At 64.0% G+C, this 15,661-nt stretch carries 16 protein-coding genes; 8 read left to right on the top strand and 8 right to left on the bottom strand.

Annotated features, from left to right (window positions below):
* Positions 1-36: 36 nt before the first annotated feature.
* Positions 37-882 (bottom strand): HDOD domain-containing protein, encoded by an 846-nt coding sequence (locus GTP69_RS16640; RefSeq protein ID WP_161055912.1) that lies wholly within the window; start codon positions 880-882, stop codon positions 37-39.
* Positions 875-1,222 (bottom strand): hypothetical protein, encoded by a 348-nt coding sequence (locus GTP69_RS16635; RefSeq protein WP_161055911.1) that lies wholly within the window; start codon positions 1,220-1,222, stop codon positions 875-877. Before GTP69_RS16635 ends, GTP69_RS16640 begins: the two co-directional genes overlap by 8 nt.
* A 121-nt stretch (positions 1,223-1,343) precedes the next feature.
* On the opposite strand from GTP69_RS16635, the gene GTP69_RS16630 reads away from it, so the two are divergent.
* The gene (locus GTP69_RS16630; RefSeq protein ID WP_161055910.1) at positions 1,344-2,924 is read left to right on the top strand and encodes a sensor histidine kinase; all 1,581 of its coding nucleotides are present in this window, start codon (positions 1,344-1,346) and stop codon (positions 2,922-2,924) included.
* Between the two features lie 27 nt (positions 2,925-2,951).
* On the opposite strand, the gene GTP69_RS16625 is transcribed toward GTP69_RS16630, so the two are convergent.
* Positions 2,952-3,299 (bottom strand): PEP-CTERM sorting domain-containing protein, encoded by a 348-nt coding sequence (locus GTP69_RS16625; RefSeq protein WP_161055909.1) that lies wholly within the window; start codon positions 3,297-3,299, stop codon positions 2,952-2,954.
* Positions 3,300-3,585: 286 nt separating this feature from the next.
* On the opposite strand from GTP69_RS16625, the gene GTP69_RS16620 reads away from it, so the two are divergent.
* From GTP69_RS16620 to GTP69_RS16595, 6 genes are all read left to right on the top strand, one after another.
* Complete coding sequence (locus GTP69_RS16620) at positions 3,586-4,410, top strand: ChaN family lipoprotein (RefSeq protein ID WP_229260989.1); 825 nt, start codon at positions 3,586-3,588, stop codon at positions 4,408-4,410.
* Complete coding sequence (locus GTP69_RS16615) at positions 4,407-4,727, top strand: thioredoxin family protein (protein ID WP_110845126.1); 321 nt, start codon at positions 4,407-4,409, stop codon at positions 4,725-4,727. The genes GTP69_RS16620 and GTP69_RS16615 overlap by 4 nt, the downstream gene beginning before the upstream one ends.
* Positions 4,728-4,795: 68 nt before the next feature.
* Positions 4,796-6,070 carry an MFS transporter gene (locus GTP69_RS16610; RefSeq protein WP_161055907.1) on the top strand — a complete coding sequence of 425 codons (1,275 nt, stop codon included), beginning with the start codon at positions 4,796-4,798 and terminating at the stop codon, positions 6,068-6,070.
* Between the two features lie 137 nt (positions 6,071-6,207).
* The gene (locus GTP69_RS16605; protein ID WP_110845124.1) at positions 6,208-7,611 is read left to right on the top strand and encodes an MFS transporter; all 1,404 of its coding nucleotides are present in this window, start codon (positions 6,208-6,210) and stop codon (positions 7,609-7,611) included.
* Positions 7,611-8,708, top strand: coding sequence for an aldose epimerase family protein (locus GTP69_RS16600; RefSeq protein WP_161055906.1), 1,098 nt, complete (start codon positions 7,611-7,613; stop codon positions 8,706-8,708). The genes GTP69_RS16605 and GTP69_RS16600 overlap by 1 nt, the downstream gene beginning before the upstream one ends.
* A gap of 69 nt (positions 8,709-8,777) precedes the next feature.
* Positions 8,778-9,770 carry a LacI family DNA-binding transcriptional regulator gene (locus GTP69_RS16595; RefSeq protein ID WP_161055905.1) on the top strand — a complete coding sequence of 331 codons (993 nt, stop codon included), beginning with the start codon at positions 8,778-8,780 and terminating at the stop codon, positions 9,768-9,770.
* A gap of 6 nt (positions 9,771-9,776) precedes the next feature.
* Here the strand turns inward: GTP69_RS16595 and GTP69_RS16590 are convergent, their stop codons facing one another.
* From GTP69_RS16590 to GTP69_RS16575, 4 genes are read right to left on the bottom strand one after another with little or no spacing between them, the layout of a single operon-like run.
* Positions 9,777-11,039, bottom strand: a complete 1,263-nt coding sequence (locus GTP69_RS16590; RefSeq protein WP_161055904.1) for an NAD(P)/FAD-dependent oxidoreductase — start codon at positions 11,037-11,039, stop codon at positions 9,777-9,779.
* Entirely contained in the window at positions 11,036-11,293 is a 258-nt protein-coding gene (locus tag GTP69_RS16585) for a (2Fe-2S)-binding protein (protein ID WP_161055903.1), read from the bottom strand. The genes GTP69_RS16590 and GTP69_RS16585 overlap by 4 nt, the downstream gene beginning before the upstream one ends.
* Entirely contained in the window at positions 11,286-12,392 is a 1,107-nt protein-coding gene (locus GTP69_RS16580) for an NAD(P)/FAD-dependent oxidoreductase (protein ID WP_371867974.1), read from the bottom strand. Before GTP69_RS16580 ends, GTP69_RS16585 begins: the two co-directional genes overlap by 8 nt.
* Complete coding sequence (locus GTP69_RS16575; protein ID WP_161055901.1) at positions 12,389-13,321, bottom strand: 4-hydroxyproline epimerase; 933 nt, start codon at positions 13,319-13,321, stop codon at positions 12,389-12,391. The genes GTP69_RS16580 and GTP69_RS16575 overlap by 4 nt, the downstream gene beginning before the upstream one ends.
* A gap of 91 nt (positions 13,322-13,412) precedes the next feature.
* On the opposite strand from GTP69_RS16575, the gene GTP69_RS16570 reads away from it, so the two are divergent.
* The gene (locus GTP69_RS16570) at positions 13,413-14,174 is read left to right on the top strand and encodes an AraC family transcriptional regulator (RefSeq protein WP_229260988.1); all 762 of its coding nucleotides are present in this window, start codon (positions 13,413-13,415) and stop codon (positions 14,172-14,174) included.
* Here the strand turns inward: GTP69_RS16570 and GTP69_RS16565 are convergent.
* A complete protein-coding gene (locus tag GTP69_RS16565) occupies positions 14,163-15,653 on the bottom strand; it encodes a sensor domain-containing diguanylate cyclase (protein ID WP_229260987.1) in 1,491 nt (496 codons plus the stop codon). The two genes, GTP69_RS16570 and GTP69_RS16565, sit on opposite strands and share 12 nt — an antisense overlap.
* Positions 15,654-15,661 lie beyond the last annotated feature (8 nt).

Below are 15,661 nucleotides of genomic sequence, written 5' to 3'. Positions count from 1 at the left end.
CGGTGCGAGCTTGACCCGTCCCGGCAGGACATCACTTCAGGTTAGTAGCACCATAGAGATTTCTTCATATTGCAACTCCGTTTCACGGAAGATCTGCAGATATATTTCTTCATCGAGGCCCAGCGCAGTCCAGGCCACGGTGGACACAGGCGGCACCAGGTCGTCCTGTACCTGCGCCAGATCGAGCGCATGCACGATAGCGTCGGCCACATGAATGATGGCCGCCAAAAATCCCGCACCCGGCGCTTCCGGGTCGTGATGGCCGCCGATGGCGAGGCGCATCGTATCCGAAAAATTCCAGTGTTCCGCCAGTGCCAGGCCGGCGTCGACGTGATCGACGCCCAGCACGGTGCGCTCGGCATCCAGCATATAGGCGTCATGCTGCTCGCGCCAGGCGATCGCTTCCGAGTAGTGGTTCGGGAAGCATGACACCAGCACCAGCCGGCCGATATCGTGCAGCAGCCCGGCCGTGAAGGCGTAATCCTGATTGAAGCGCATCTGCCGCGCCAGCACCTTGGCGCAAGCGGCGGTGGCGATCGAGTGGCGCCAGAAGGCCTTGTGGTCGAAGCCGGGGCAATGGCCTTCGGCGAAGCAGCCGGTGACGGCGGCCGCCGTGATCAGGTTGCGCGTGGTCTGGAAACCCAGGTAGGTAATCGCCTGCTGGATGGTGGTGACCTTGACCTGCAAGCCATACAGTGACGAGTTGGCCAGGCGCAGCGTCTTCGCCGTCAGCGCCTGGTCGTAGCTGACCTTCTTGGCCAGCACGGAAATGTCGACGTCTTCCTGGTCGATGCTGTTGAGCAGCTCCATCACCACCGCCGGCAGCGAGGGCAGGTCGTCCAGCGTGCGCACCACGTCGTCGTAGCTTAATGTGTTACTCATGTTCCGGCGTCTCCTCTACACCCAGGCGGAAGTCGGTGACGAAGCGGCGCAGCGTGGCCGTGGCCCAGTCGCCATGGCTGTCGGGATCGTTCTTGCGGAACAGCTGGGCGATGCGCGCATCGTGATGCTGCATGGTGGCAGCCACCATTTCCGGCGTTACTTCATCCTTGGCGATGGGCAGCACGGCGATGCCATGGCGCGGCATCAACGCCAGCATGGCGTCGGTCAGCACCGTGCCCTGTGGCAGCAGCACATGGCCCTGCACATCCAGCAGCACGTCGGACAAGACCATGCCGGGCCGCACCTCCGCCAGTGTCAGTTGATGGTAATTGCCTGTCATGCTGCCTCCCCGGTTGCTTCTTGAACTATATTTCCCGATCTTACCATTGTCTTGCCAAGATGCAGCCCATACCGTACATTGGGACGTTGCCGTCAAATCCGTGTTGTCGGGAGATCGCTCGATGTTTGGTATTAAAGGCCGCTTGACGCTGCTTTTTGTGGTCATTGTTACTCTGGTGCTGGGGGTTTCCGGCACCTACGCCCAGTACAGTCTTGGTCATGAACTTGAGGTTAGCAGCCAGCGCCTGCGCCAAGGGGTACTGACGCGCCTGCAAACCAGCCTGCCTTCCGCCCTGTGGGATCTCGATAAAGCCAAGGTCGACAACATCGTCGCGGCCGAGATGATGCCGCCGGAGCTGGTCTCGATCCGTGTCTATGATACGTCGGTTGGCCTGTTTTCCGGCAAACTGCGCAACGAGAACGGCAGCATTTCGTCGATTGAAAACGACGCCGCCGTGCCGGGTACGCCGGTGGTGGCCGATCTGGCGTATCGCGATTCCGGCGCGGCCGGGGCGGCGCTGAAGCCGGTGATCGTCGGCCGCGTGGTAGTCAATTTCAGCCGCGCGCAGATCGACGCCACGCTGGCCGCCGAAGTGCGTCGCAAGGTCACCGAGGTGCTGCTGCTGGATCTGATTCTGGTGGCGGCGCTGGCATGGTCGCTGCGTATCGTGTTCGATCCGCTCAAGCAGTTGCGCGACGGTCTGTTCGACCTGGCCACGCGCGGCAGCGACGAGGTGGAAGAACTGCCGGACAATCGCCAGGATGAACTGGGCGAAGTGATCCGCGGCTTTAACGCCATCCAGCGCAAGATCAAATCGAATATCCAGCGCATCCGCGAGGCGGAGGATGAGGCGCGCACATCGGCGCAGGTCACCGCCAAGGCGCTGGCCGATTTGCGCCGCACGCAGGAATCGCTGTTGCAGGCGGAACGGCTGGCGTCGCTGGGCGGGCTGGTGGCCGGCGTGGCGCACGAGATCAATACGCCGGTCGGCATTGCGCTGACCAGCGCTTCGGTGCTGATGGAGGCCACCGAGAAGGTGCAGGCCTCGGTCGATGGCGGCAATATCAAGAAATCCGATATCACGCGTTACCTGGAGACGGCGGCGGAGAGTACGCGGCTGATCATGAACAATGCGTATCGGGCGGCGCACCTGATCCACAGCTTCAAGCAGATCGCGGTGGACCAGGTGAGCGAGGCGCGCCGGCGCTTCGAGTTGCGCGACTATATCAACGAGGTGGTGTCCAGTCTGCAGCCAAAGCTGAAGAAGACGCGCATCACCGTCAGCATCGCCTGTCCGCCGGACATCATGCTGGATAGTTACCCTGGCGCGCTGGCGCAGGTGATCACCAATCTGACCCTGAACTGTGTCGATCACGCCTTCGGGCCCGAGGATGAGGGCCGCATCACGATCGGCGTGGCGCAGCAGGGCGACTGGATCGAGATGCAGGTGACCGACAACGGCAAAGGCATTCCGCCGGATATGCTGGATAAGGTGTTCGACCCGTTTGTGACGACCAGGCGTGGTCAGGGCGGGACAGGGCTGGGATTGAACATCGTGTTCAACCTGATGGCCAAGCAGTTTGGCGGCAGTGTTACCGTGTCGAGTGTGCTGGGGCAGGGCGCCAGCTTTGTGCTGCGCATGCCGTGCGTGACGCCGGTGGATGAGGCTGCGCTGCACGCTGACAGCCGGCTGCATGCGTAAGCAAGCTGGCCGCAGCGATTTGCGAGTTTAATCGGAGAACTTGTCCGTCGATTGGCGGCGGCGCGAAGCCACGCCCAGTACCACCAAACCCAGCATCAACATCACGAAGGTCTGTGGCTCCGGCACCGGCGTTGCCGGCACTTCCTGCTGGTGCTGTTTCGGATCATTGGACGGCAAGGCGGTATGATCGGCGTCGTCCATCTTGTCGGTAGGTACGTCGGTACGGCACGGCAAAGTCTCGCTGGACTCGCAGTGGGACAGGACGATTGTTGCAGGTGCAACATTGCTAGTGACCGGAGCAGCAGGCTGAGCCTGTACGGCGCCGGCGAGGCTTAAAGCTAGTAAAGCAGTCGAAATCAAGGACAGTACTTTCACGATGACACTCCTGGCGTTGCTGCATGAACAGGAAGTTAAGATCAGTCTAATGCACAAACTGTAAAATCTGAGCGGGCAGGTTTGACACTCGCTACCGTTCTGCTATTAAACCATGTCCAATAACAAATTGCCATCAGTTTTTCTTTTGATATAACGAATTTTTGCGCCGCAACAACACCTGCCGGCAGCTTGCCAGTGGCGCAGATGGATATCACTTTTTCAACAAATAATTTTGAAGCATACAGGCGTTCATCAGATGATTTCTACATATACAGGCAAAATTCGATTGACTTCGGGGCTGTCGGCGGCGGTGTTGATGGTTGGCTGCGCCAGCGGCGGCAAGCCCGCCAGCACGCCGGCAGCAGGGTTGCTCGAAGCCAATAATCCGCAAGTGCTGCTGCTGGGCGAGGTACATGACAATGCGCAGGGTCACAAGCTGCGCTACGAGCTGCTGCGCCAGCGGGTGGAAGCCGGCTGGCGGCCGGCCATCGTCATGGAGCAGTTCGACCGCGAGAACCAGGACCTGGTCGACAAGGCGCAAAAAGGTTGCGCCGACGCGGCGTGCGTGATCCAGGTGGTGGGCGGTGCGCGCTGGGACTGGCAATTGTATTATCCTGTGATCCAGCTGGCGCTGACTTACCATCTGCCGCTGGTGGCGGGCAATCTGTCGCGCGCCGATGCGTCGCGCGTGGTGCGGGATGGCGTGGCGTCCAGCTTCGATCCGAAAAGCGTCAAGGAGTACAAGCTGGAGCAGCCGCTACCGGCAGCAGTAGCCAGCGCGCAGCAGCAGGAAATCGTCGCCGGCCATTGCAATATGCTGCCGGAGATGATGATTGGCGGCATGGTCAACGCCCAGGTGGCGCGCGATATCTGGATGGCCAAGATCATCCGCGACCAGCAGCCGCGCGACGTGGTACTCATCGCCGGCAACGGCCATGTGCGCAAGGACATCGGCGTCGGCTACTGGATCAATCAGGTGGCGCCGGCGCTGAGCGTGCGCAGCGTCGGCTTTATCGAAGACCGCGACAATGGCGGCCGTTATGACAGCATCCAGACACTGGCGCCGCAGCAACGCGACGACCCGTGCAAACAAGTTAAAAGGGGACAATGAAAACACGCTACATTCCCGAGGCGCCGCAGCGCGCCGAGATCGACGCCAGCAAAGGCCCGCTATTGCTGGAGTTCGGCGCCAACTGGTGCGGCCACTGCATGGCGGCGCAGCCGCCGCTGGAGCAGGCGTTTGCCGGCGGCGAGAGTGTGACGCATTACAAGGTCGAGGACGGTCCCGGCCGGCCACTGGGGCGCTCGTTCCGCGTCAAGCTGTGGCCGACCTTTATCTTCCTGCTGGACGGCGAGGAAAAGGCGCGCGTGGTGCGGCCGCTACGGGCCGAGGATCTGTCCGTGGGATTTGCGCAAATCGACCCATAGCCAAGCTTGGCAATCCTGCAATGTGGTGTGTATGATGGCCCGCACACCACACTGCAGGAGCGTCACGTATGAGTCAGCCTCACCAGGGAGCGCCGAAGACCAATTCGCCAGCCACCGTGCTGTTTGCCAGCCTGATCGGCACCACGATTGAGTTCTTCGATTTCTACATCTACGCCACTGCCGCGGTGCTGGTGTTCCCCAAGCTATTCTTCCCGGCCAGCGACCCTGCCGCCGCCACGCTGCAATCGCTGGCCACCTTCGCCATTGCCTTTTTTGCGCGTCCGGTCGGCTCGGCCGTGTTCGGCCACTTCGGCGACCGCATCGGCCGCAAGGCGACGCTGGTGGCGGCGCTGCTGACGATGGGCATCTCGACCGTGGTGATCGGCCTGCTGCCGACCTACGCCACCATCGGTACGCTGGCGCCGGCGCTGCTGGCGCTGTGCCGCTTCGGCCAGGGTCTCGGCCTGGGCGGCGAGTGGGGCGGTGCGGTGCTGCTGGCCACCGAAAACGCGCCGCCGGGCAAGCGCGCCTGGTACGGCATGTTCCCGCAACTCGGTGCGCCGATCGGCTTCTTCCTGTCGGGCGGCATCTTCCTGCTGCTGAGCCAAGTGCTGAGCGACGCCGAATTCTTCAGCTACGGCTGGCGCATTCCTTTCCTGGCCAGTTCGCTGCTGGTGATCGTCGGCCTGTATATCCGCCTGAAGATCCACGAGACGCCGGACTTCCAGAAGGTGCTGGACAAGAACGAGCGCGTCAAGGTGCCGGTGCTGACGGTGTGGCGCGACCATCGCCGCGTGCTGGTGCTGGGCACGCTGATCGCGCTGTGCACCTTCGTGCTGTTCTACCTGATGACGGTGTTCGCGCTCAGCTGGGGCACCAGCGCGCTGAAATTCACGCGCCAGAACTTCTTGATCCTGCAACTGTTCGCCGTGCTGTTCTTCGCGCTGACGATCCCGCTGTCCGCCGTCTGGGCCGACCGCAAGGGGCGCCGCTCGACGCTGATCTGGGTGTCGGCGGCGATCGCCATCTTCGGCCTGGTGCTGGGACCGATGTTCGGCTCGGGCGACCCGACCGAAGTCACCATTTTCCTGTCGCTGGGCCTGGGCCTGATGGGGCTGACCTACGGCCCGCTGGGCACCATGCTGTCGGAACTGTTCCCGGCCGAGGTGCGCTACACCGGCGCGTCGCTGACCTTCAATCTGGCCGGCATCCTGGGCGCTTCGCTGGCGCCTTACGCGGCGACCTGGCTGGCGACCCACTATGGCTTGCAGTACGTTGGCTACTATTTGTCGGTGGCTGCGGTCATCAGTCTGCTGGCATTGCTCATGGTAAAAACCCGCTAAGTCATCGTACAACATTTACGGACAAGCGCATCTTTCCGCTTGCCTCGGGTTCTAAGTAGTTGTACGATGACATACGACTAAGGATGATCTCGTGGAGACCGAGAGATCATCACCATAAACATAAAATAAGTGATGCCATGAACCTGAGCGAGCCTGTCAACGCGCAAGCTGTGGCGCAATCCGTCGGTAAATACCGCTGGACCATTTGCGCCCTGTTGTTTTTCGCCACCACTGTCAATTACCTGGACCGCCAGGTATTGAGTCTGCTGGCCCCCTCCTTATCGACCGAGTTTGGCTGGAGCAATACCGACTACGCCAACATCGCCGCCGCCTTCCAGTTTGTCTACGCCATCTCGATGCTGTTTGCCGGCCGCGTGGTCGACAAGATCGGCACCAAGGCCGCCTACGTGGTGGCCATCACCATCTGGTCGCTGGGCGCGCTGATGCATGCGTTCTCGGTGCCGATGGGCCATGCGGCAGTGGCGGTGTTGGGCGTGTTTGGCGTGGCGGCAGCGCCGTCCATCGTCGGCTTCATGATTTCGCGCGCCGTGCTGGCGGTGGGCGAGGCCGGTAACTTCCCGGCCGCCATCAAGGCCACCGCCGAATACTTCCCGAAGAAAGAACGTTCCTTCGCCACCGGCATTTTCAACTCCGGCGCCAACGTCGGCGCGATCCTGGCGCCGATCACCGTGCCGGTGCTGGCCGCCATCTGGGGCTGGCAGGCTGCCTTCATCATGATCGGCATGCTGGGCTTTATCTGGATGAGCGTCTGGCTGTGGCTGTACGAAAAGCCGGAACAGCAGAAGCGCCTGTCGGCCGGCGAGCTGGCCTACATCCGCAGCGACACCGTGGCGCCGGTGGAAAAGACCGAGGAAGCCTCGATCGCTGCCGCGAAAAAAGTTTCGTGGTTCCAGCTGCTGAAATATCGCCAGACCTGGGCCTTCGCCTTCGGCAAGTTCATGACCGACGGCGTGTGGTGGTTCTTCCTGTTCTGGCTGCCGACCTATCTGTCGGCGCAATACGGCATGAAGGGCGAGGCCATCGTGCTGCCGCTGGCCGTGTTGTACAGCATGACGATGGTCGGTTCGATCGGCGGCGGCTGGTTCCCGAGCTACTTCATGGCGCGCGGTTATGCGCCGTATGACGGCCGCATGAAAGCCATGCTGGTAATCGCTTTCTTCCCGCTGGTGGTGCTGCTGGCGCAGCCGCTGGGCGCGATCAGCTACTGGATTCCGGTGCTGCTGATCGGCGTGGGCGCATCGGCGCACCAGGCGTGGTCGGCGAATATCTTCACCACCGTGTCCGATATGTTCCCGCAAAAATCGGTGGCGTCGGTGATCGGCATCGGCGGCATGGCCGGCGGCCTTGGCGGCGTGCTGCTGACCAAGCTGGGTGGCTGGGTGTTCGACTACTACAAGACCATCAACGATATCCATACCGGCTACATGATCATGTTCGGCATCTGCGCGCTGGCTTACCTGGCGGCGTGGGTGGTGATGAAGGCGCTGGTTCCGCGCCACAAGGAAATCACGGACCTGTGATGCGGCGCCTGTCGGCAGCCTTGCTTGCCGCCGTCGCCGTCATCACGGCGCCGGCGCTGGCGGGTATTCATGCCGAGGCATATGGCGTCACGGCCGCCGGCCAGCCGGTCGAAAAAGTCGTGCTCGAAAATGAGCGTGGCATGCGGCTGGCCTACATCGACTACGGCGCCACGCTGGTGGCGGCGTATGTGGCGGACCGCCACGGTAAACGCACCAACGTCATTCTCAGCCTGCCCGACCTGGCGGCGTTCGAGCGCACGCGCGGCCGCTATGGCGCCGTCATCGGCCGTTACGCCGGCCGCATCGCCAACGCCCGCTATACGCTGGATGGCAAGACCGTGCAACTGGTCCCCAACAGCAAAGGCATGGCGATCCACGGCGACCCGCAACCCTACGACAAGCGCGTATGGCAGCGCCAGGACTTCGCCGACAAGGAGTCGATCGGTTCCATCTACCGCCTGCACAGCCCTGACGGCGACCAGAATTTCCCCGGCGCGATGGACATCACGGTGACCTATCGCCTGCTGCGCAAGCGTGACGAATTCCGCATCGAATACCAGGCCACGACCACCGCACCGACGGTGCTCAACCTGACCAATCACGTCTACCTCAACCTGGCCGGCGCCGCCGCCAACACGCTGGCGGATCACCGCTTCCAGATCGATGCCGACCGCTATCTGGAGACCGATGCCGTGCGCGTGCCCACCGGCGCACTGCTGGACGTGGCGGGCACGCCGTTCGACTTCCGCCACGCGGTCAGCGTCAGCGCGCGGTTGCCGTCGGTGCCCGGCGGCTATGACCACACGCTGGTGCTGACCAAACCGCAGGGCGCTTACGCCCGCGTAGCCACCATCACCGCCGCCGGACGCCGGCTGGTGGTCAGCACCAGTGAGCCATCGGTGCAGCTATACACCGTCAACGGCTTTGACGGCACGGAGACCGGCAGCGAAGGCGTCAACTACCAGCGCCACGGCGCGTTTGCGTTTGAAACGCAGCACCTGCCGGATAGCCCGAACCACGCCAACTTCCCCACCACCGCGTTGTATCCGGGGCAGGTGTTTCGTTCGCAGACTATCTTCCGCTTCGGCGACGACTGAATAATCATGCCGTCATGATAAGATCGTCCCTTTGGTGCAGCATGCGCCATGCTTTCCGACAGTCTGATCATGAAAAAAAACGTAGCCACCATCCGTGACGTCGCCGCCGCCGCCGGCGTTTCGACAGCCACCGTCTCCAAGTTCGTCAACGGCGCGCAGCGGTTCTCGCCGGCGGTGGAAGCGACCATCACGGAGGTGATTGCCAAACTGGGCTACCGTTCCAATCCTCTGGCGGCCTCCATGATTACCGGCCGCACCAAGAGCATCGGCCTGTCGGTGCTGGACGTCAGCAACCCGCACTTCACCAGCATCGTCAAGGGCGCCAACCGCGTGGCGCTGGCCCATGGCTACACGCTGCTGCTGGTCGACACCGAAGAAAATCCCGGCCGCGAACGCCCGTTGCTGGAAGCGTTGAGCCGCCGCGTGGACGGCATGATCGTCTTCTCGCGCATGCTGGAATCGGAAATGGACTGGATGACGGAACTGGGCAAGCCGCTGGTGTTCTTCGGCCGTTTGAACCGGCTGGAGATTCCGTGGGTGATCAGCGACGACCATCGCGGCGCCTACATGCTGACGCGTCACCTGATCTCGCTGGGCCACCAGCGTATCGCCTATCTGAGCTTTCCCCGTTCGCGCCGCGACGAGGAACGCCTGGGCGGCATCCGCGAATGCCTGGCCGCGCATGGCCTGGAACTGACCATGCACGAAGGCAGCGCGCCGACAGCGGCCGAAGGCGAACGCGTATGCTCGGCCATCATGCTGGGCGCCGAACATCCGGATGCGCTGATCTGCTACAACGATCTGATGGCGCTGGGCTTCATGAAAGCCGCGCAGTCGCTGGGCTTCAAGCTGCCGGAGGATATGTCGGTGGCAGGCTTCGACAACATCCACTACGGCCTATACACCTCGCCGCCATTGACCACGGTGGACCTGCAAAGTGAACGCATGGGCGCCATCGCGATGGAAAAACTGATCGCCACCATCGACGGCAAGGAAGCGCCGTCCACCACCATGGTCGAGCCACAACTGATCCTGCGTAGCTCGACCATCAAGCGCAATTAACGAAGATTACTCGATGATGCTGGCGATGCGTGCCGGCGAAATCGGCAGGCGCACCGCGTCGGGACGCCAGCCGTACAGCACTTCGGTGGCGCCGCCGCAGATGCGTCCCTGGCACGGCCCCATGCCGCAGCGGGTTTGCAGCTTGGCGCTGCGCCAGCCGGTGTGGGTGCGCAGGTCGCCGTGGCAGACGTCTTCGCAGCGGCAGACGATGGTGTCGTCGCCGGCCAGTGTGCGCAGTTCCGAACGCAGCGCAAATGCGCGTGCCAGACGGTCGGCGAATTTTCTCCAGTGCGCGCGGCGGCCCATGGCTTCCTGCGTTTCGTTGGCGTGACCGCTGGCGGCCAGTCCGGCGATGTGGCCTTCGGCCAGCGCCAGGTCAACCCCGCCCACGCCGGTGCCTTCGCCGGCGCAGTAGATATCCGGCACGGTGGTGCGCTGCATATGGTCGACCTTGACCACGGTCTGGCCGTTATGCGAAGCGGTGGCGCAGCCCAGCGCCTGCGCCAGTTCCACATTCGGCAGCAGGCCGTAACCGCAGGCCAGGTAATCGCATTGCAGGGTTTCGACTTCCGGCACGCCGGTGCGTTGAATCTGCACCGATTGCAGCGTGCCGTCGCCCTGTGCCGACAGTACGTAGCTGTTGCGCAGATACGGCACGCCGCGCAGTTGCGTACCCAGATGCAGTGCTTGCGTGATTTTGGACGGCGCCGCCAGCAGGCCGATACCGAAGCGCAGCAGCGCCGGCGTGGCGGCCTGCTCGACGATCGCGACGATCTGCGCGCCTTTGCTTCGCAAGGTGGCGGCGGCAGCCAGCAGCAGCGGACCGCTGCCCGCCACCACCACCCGCTTGCCTTGCAGCGGATAGCCGCCCTTGGACAGCGCCTGCAAGCCGCCGGCGCCGGTCACGCCGGGCAGCGTCCAGCCGGGGAAGGGCAGCAGCCGCTCGCGCGCGCCGGTCGCCAGTATCAGTTTGTTGTAATGCAGCGTGGCCGATGCACCCGGCGTTTGCACTTGCAGATGGCCTGGCTGCGGCGAGAACAGCACGCGCGTCTGCGGCAGGAAAATCATGCGGCCGGAGTCACGCAATTCGCTCCACAGCTGCTGCCCGCGCTGGTCGGGTTGCACATCGGCGCCGCCGCGCCAGATCTGGCCGCCGGCCAGCGGATTGTCATCGACGATGCCGACCTGCGCACCATGTGTCATGGCCGCATGCGCCGCCGCCAGTCCGGCCGGGCCGGCGCCTACTACCAATACGTCGAAGCGCTTCATGCGGTTGCTCCGGTAACCACGTGCATGCCGTCGGCGCACAGCGTCTGGCACGAGATCTGATGCGCGCGGCCGTCGATGGTAACGCGGCATTCCTGGCAAATGCCCATGCCGCACAATGGCGCGCGCGCGGCGCCGCTGACGGAACGGCGGGTAATGGTGTTGCCCGCCATGGCGATGGCGGCGGCCACGGTCACGCCGTGCGCCACGCTGATATCGTGGGCGTTGATGCTGATGGTGATCAGGGCGTCAGGCATGGAAGCGTCCCGGCAGATAGGGCGCAAACGGGATGCGCGTGCGTTCGTTTTGTATCTGACCGGCCAGCAGCTGCGCCGTCGCCAGGGAGGTCGTGATGCCGAGGCCTTCGTGGCCGGTGGCCAGCCACAAACCGCGCCTTGCGCTGCAAGGGCCGATCAATGGCAGGCCGTCCGGCGTGGCGGCGCGGAAGCCGGTCCAGGTACGCAGCACGTTCAGTTCCGCCAGTCGCGGCGTAAAGCTGGTGGCGTGGCGCAGCATGCGCTGTAACATGGCCGGTTCCACCGCCGGATCGGTGGTGTCGAACTGGCGCGAAGAGCCGATCAGGATTTGGCCGGTAGGACGCGGTTGCAGATTGAAGGCGACCGAATCGCCGCTGGCGGCATGCGCGCTCTTGATGTAGCCCAGCTCCACCAGCTGGTGCTTCACAAAGCCGGGATAGCGGTCGGTGATGGCCAGATGGCCTTTCTTCGGCTGGATTGGCAGCTCAGGCACCAGTGCGCTGGATCGCGCGCCGGCTGCCAGCACGATGTGCTGCGCCTGATGACGGGTGCCGTCGCTCAGCACCACGCCGTGGTCTTCAATCGCCGTGACGGTGGCGCGCTTGGTGATGGTGCCGCGACGCATGGCGCGGTCCAGCAGGATGCGCGTGGTCTTGGGCGGATATACCAGCCCGTCGCCGCGCACCAGCAGGCCGCCCGCGAGGCCGGCGCGCAGCTGCGGCTCGCGCGCATACAGCGCGGCAGGCGTCAGCACTTCGCATAGCAGGCCGTGGCCGGACAGCGTGTGCGCCTTTTGCAGCGCAGCGTCCATTTCTTCTTCATCGGCGGCGACCCAGATGGTGCCGCAGCCGCTGTATTCGTGACGTTGCGGGCGGTCGCCCACCAGGTCCTTCCACAGGGCCACCGAGTAGGCCGACAGCGCCAGTTCAGCCGCGTTGTCGTCCATGACCACCAGGTGGCCCATGCCGGCCGCAGTGGCGCCGCCGCCGGCGATATCCTGCTCGATGACCGCCACGCGCAGCCCGCGCTCACTGAGCGCATCCGCACACGCGGCGCCGACAATGCCGGCGCCGATGACGATTACTTCGGCATTGTTCACCGTATGCCCCAGACGAATGGATCGCTCGGATCGAGGATCAGCTGCGCCTGCGCATTCACCCATGCCTTGCCGCGGATGCTCGGCAGCAGCAGGCCGTCGCGCACGCGGTAGGACGCTTCGAACACGCTGCCGATCACGCTCTCCTGCTTCCACAACGCGCCTTCGGCCAGCTTGCCGTCGGCGGCCAGGCAGGCCAGCTTGGCGCTGGTGCCGGTGCCGCATGGCGAACGGTCGTAGGCCTTGCCGGGACAGAGTACGAAGCTCTGGCTGTCGGCGCCCGTGCGCGAATCGGCAAACAGTTCGATGTGGTCGATCAGCGCGCCATCATCACCGGTGATGCCCTGGTCGGCCAGCGCGGCGGCGACGGCCACGGTGTAGCTGGTCAGCGCCTCCACGTTGCGCACGCTGAGTTCCTGGCCATGCTCGGCCACCAGAAAGAACCAGTTGCCGCCGTAGGCGATGTCGCCGGTAACGGGGCCGATGCCCGGCACCTCGACGGTGACGGCGGCGCGGCTGCGGTAGGACGCCACATTGTCGACGGTGACGCTGCCGTCGGCATGCAGTTCCGCCTCCACCACGCCCACTGGCGTATCGATGCGATGGCGCCCTGGCCCGATGCGGCCCATGAAGGCTAGCGAAGCTACCAGGCCGATGGTGCCGTGGCCGCACATGCCGAGGTAGCCGACGTTATTAAAGAAGATCACGCCCGCCACGCAGTCCGACGCGTGCGGTGCGCACAGCAGGGCGCCGACCAGCACGTCCGAGCCGCGTGGTTCGCAGACGACGGCGGAGCGGAAGTTGTCATGGGCGGCGCGCAGGCGGGCAACGCGCTCGCTGAGCGGGCCGAGGCCCAGATCCGGGCCGCCGTCGATGACCAGGCGGGTAGGTTCGCCGCCGGTATGGGAGTCGATAATCGAGATGGTTTTCATGTTGAAATCTTAGGCTGGCCGCCGTTGCCTGTCTTGCACCGCTTGCGCACGATGGGTGACGAAATCTGCACAATGGTGCAGAATGAAGTCCATGCACACTGCCAACCATGAAACCACGCGTGCCGCGCTGGGCGCCGCCGTCGCCGATCCCTTCTTTGCGGAAGGGCTGTTTGATGCACTGCCGGACGTGGTGTTCTTCGTCAAGGATGGCGAGGGGCGCTATGTGGTGGTCAACCAGACCTTGGTGCAGCGTTGCGGTCAGCGGCACAAGTCGGCGCTGATCGGCCGCACGCCGGCCGAGGTGTTTGCCCATCCTTTCGGCCAGACCTATCATGCGCAGGACTTGCTGGTGCTGGCTGGCGATAACGACATCGAAGACCAGCTGGAACTGCACCTGTATCCCAACCGCGATCCCGGCTGGTGCCTGACGCGCAAGACCGCGCTGCGCGATGCGCAAGGCCGCATCGTCGGCCTGACCGGCATCTCGCGCGACCTGGCGATGGCGGACAAGAAGAATCCGGCCTACCGCAAAGTGGCGGCGGCAGTGACCGTGATTCACGAGCAGTACGGCCAGCCCTTGCAACTGCCGGAGCTGGCGCGCATCGCCAATATGTCGGTGGCGCAGATCGAGCGCTACTTCCTGCGCATCTTCCACCTGACGCCGCGCCAGATGATTATCCAGACCCGCGTGGACGCCGCCTCGCGCATGCTGAACGGCGACGCCAGCGTGGCGGAGATCGCGCAAGCCTGCGGCTACGGTGACCATTCCGCTTTCACGCGCCAGTTCAAGGCCACCACCGGGCTGACGCCCAGCCAGTACCGGCGGGTGGCGTCTGGACGTTCAGGCGATTGAGGTGACGTCGGCCTGCTCGACGCGGTTGCGGCCGAGCTGCTTGGCGCGATACAGCGCCACGTCGGCGGTCTTGATCAGGGACGTGATGGAGTGGTGTTCTGCCGGTGTCACCAGCGCCACGCCGATGCTGGCGGTGAGTACTTTGAACGGCGAGGTGGCGTGCGGCAGATCCAGCGCGGCGATCGCGGCGCAAATCGACTCGGCCATCGCCAGTGCATGTTCTTCGTTGGCCGACTGCGCGATCACGGCGAATTCCTCACCGCCGTAGCGGGCCACGAAATCGCCGCCGCGACGCATCTGCTTTGCCAGTTCGTTTGCCACCGCCCGCAGCGCGTCGTCGCCGCTCTGGTGGCCGTAGCAGTCGTTGTATTGCTTGAACAGATCGACGTCTAACAACGCCAACATCAGCGGCTGCTTGTTGCGGCGCGCGCGGCTCCATTCCGCCGCCAGCGTCTCGTCGAAACGGCGGCGGTTGGCGATGCCGGTCAGGCCGTCGGTGGCGCTGATGTCGGCCAGCCGCGAATTGGATTGTTCCAGCTCGCGCGTGCGTTCGCGCACCCGGCTCTCCAGTTCACGCTCGCGCGTTTGCAACTCGCTGAGCACCACCGCAAAGCCGATGCCGATGATGCACAGCGTGAGAATGAATTCCTGCGCCCGCACCACTTCCAGATGGATCGGCACTTCGCCGAACGGTTTCAAACCGGTAGTCATCAGCATCGCGGTGCTGAGTGAAATCAGCGCCACCAGCAGGGTAGTCAGGCGCACGCCGAAACGGAAGGCGATCACCGCCACCGCCGGCAGCAGCAGCGTCGGCGTGACGGAAACGCCGTCGATCTCACCACCGTGCGCGGACAGCACGGCGACCGCCAGCAGCAGCGTGGTGACCAGCGCCGCGTCGTCCCAACGCGTGAGATTGGGGCGCTGGTGCTGCGACTGCGTGTAGGCCAGCAGCAGCGGCGTGTAGATTAAAAGTCCCAGGCCGTCGCCAAACCACCAGACGCGCGCCAGCGTCAGATAGGGCGTGGTGGCGCCGCCCACCTGTTGCAGCACCACCGCCGCGATCAGGCCGGCCAGCATCGCGCCGAATACCGGGCCGGCGAGGATGAACTTGCCCAGGTCTTTCAGGCGGTGCAGGCGTGGCGAGGTCTGGCTGCGCTTCATGAGCTGGTAGGTGACCGTCACTTCCAGCACATTGACGGCGCTGAGCAGAATCGCCTCGTACCAAGGGAAAGCATTGAGGTTGGCCAGCACGTCGGACGTGAAGGTGAGCGCGGCCAGCAACGGCGCGCGCTGGCCGCGAAAGCGCAGCAGCGCCGCCAGCAGCACGGCATTCGGCAGCCAGACGACGACCGCGTTTTCCGGCGTGACGGCGCAGAAGAAAGTCAGCTTGACGCTGGCAAAATGGAACAGCGGCAGCAGCAGGCAAAACAGCCAGCCCGGCCGCCGCCAGAATTTTTCACGTTTGATCATTAGCAGCATGATCGTCC

The sequence above is a fragment of the Duganella levis genome, assembly GCF_009857605.1.
GTDB classification, from domain to species: domain Bacteria; phylum Pseudomonadota; class Gammaproteobacteria; order Burkholderiales; family Burkholderiaceae_D; genus Rugamonas; species Rugamonas levis.
This window is presented reverse-complemented; position numbering and strand designations above follow the sequence as displayed.

Excerpts from the sequence above, each read along its gene's own strand:
- GTP69_RS16570 (WP_229260988.1), top strand. The coding sequence starts at position 13,413 with ATGCACACTGCCAACCATGAAACCACGCGTGCCGCGCTGGGCGCCGCC.
- GTP69_RS16585 (WP_161055903.1), bottom strand. The coding sequence starts at position 11,293 with ATGCCTGACGCCCTGATCACCATCAGCATCAACGCCCACGATATCAGC.
- GTP69_RS16610 (WP_161055907.1), top strand. The coding sequence starts at position 4,796 with ATGAGTCAGCCTCACCAGGGAGCGCCGAAGACCAATTCGCCAGCCACC.
- GTP69_RS16590 (WP_161055904.1), bottom strand. The coding sequence starts at position 11,039 with ATGAAGCGCTTCGACGTATTGGTAGTAGGCGCCGGCCCGGCCGGACTG.
- GTP69_RS16600 (WP_161055906.1), top strand. The coding sequence starts at position 7,611 with ATGCGGCGCCTGTCGGCAGCCTTGCTTGCCGCCGTCGCCGTCATCACG.
- GTP69_RS16605 (WP_110845124.1), top strand. The coding sequence starts at position 6,208 with ATGAACCTGAGCGAGCCTGTCAACGCGCAAGCTGTGGCGCAATCCGTC.
- GTP69_RS16630 (WP_161055910.1), top strand. The coding sequence starts at position 1,344 with ATGTTTGGTATTAAAGGCCGCTTGACGCTGCTTTTTGTGGTCATTGTT.
- GTP69_RS16640 (WP_161055912.1), bottom strand. The coding sequence starts at position 882 with ATGAGTAACACATTAAGCTACGACGACGTGGTGCGCACGCTGGACGAC.
- GTP69_RS16565 (WP_229260987.1), bottom strand. The coding sequence starts at position 15,653 with ATGCTGCTAATGATCAAACGTGAAAAATTCTGGCGGCGGCCGGGCTGG.
- GTP69_RS16635 (WP_161055911.1), bottom strand. The coding sequence starts at position 1,222 with ATGACAGGCAATTACCATCAACTGACACTGGCGGAGGTGCGGCCCGGC.
- GTP69_RS16595 (WP_161055905.1), top strand. The coding sequence starts at position 8,778 with ATGAAAAAAAACGTAGCCACCATCCGTGACGTCGCCGCCGCCGCCGGC.
- GTP69_RS16615 (WP_110845126.1), top strand. The coding sequence starts at position 4,407 with ATGAAAACACGCTACATTCCCGAGGCGCCGCAGCGCGCCGAGATCGAC.
- GTP69_RS16575 (WP_161055901.1), bottom strand. The coding sequence starts at position 13,321 with ATGAAAACCATCTCGATTATCGACTCCCATACCGGCGGCGAACCTACC.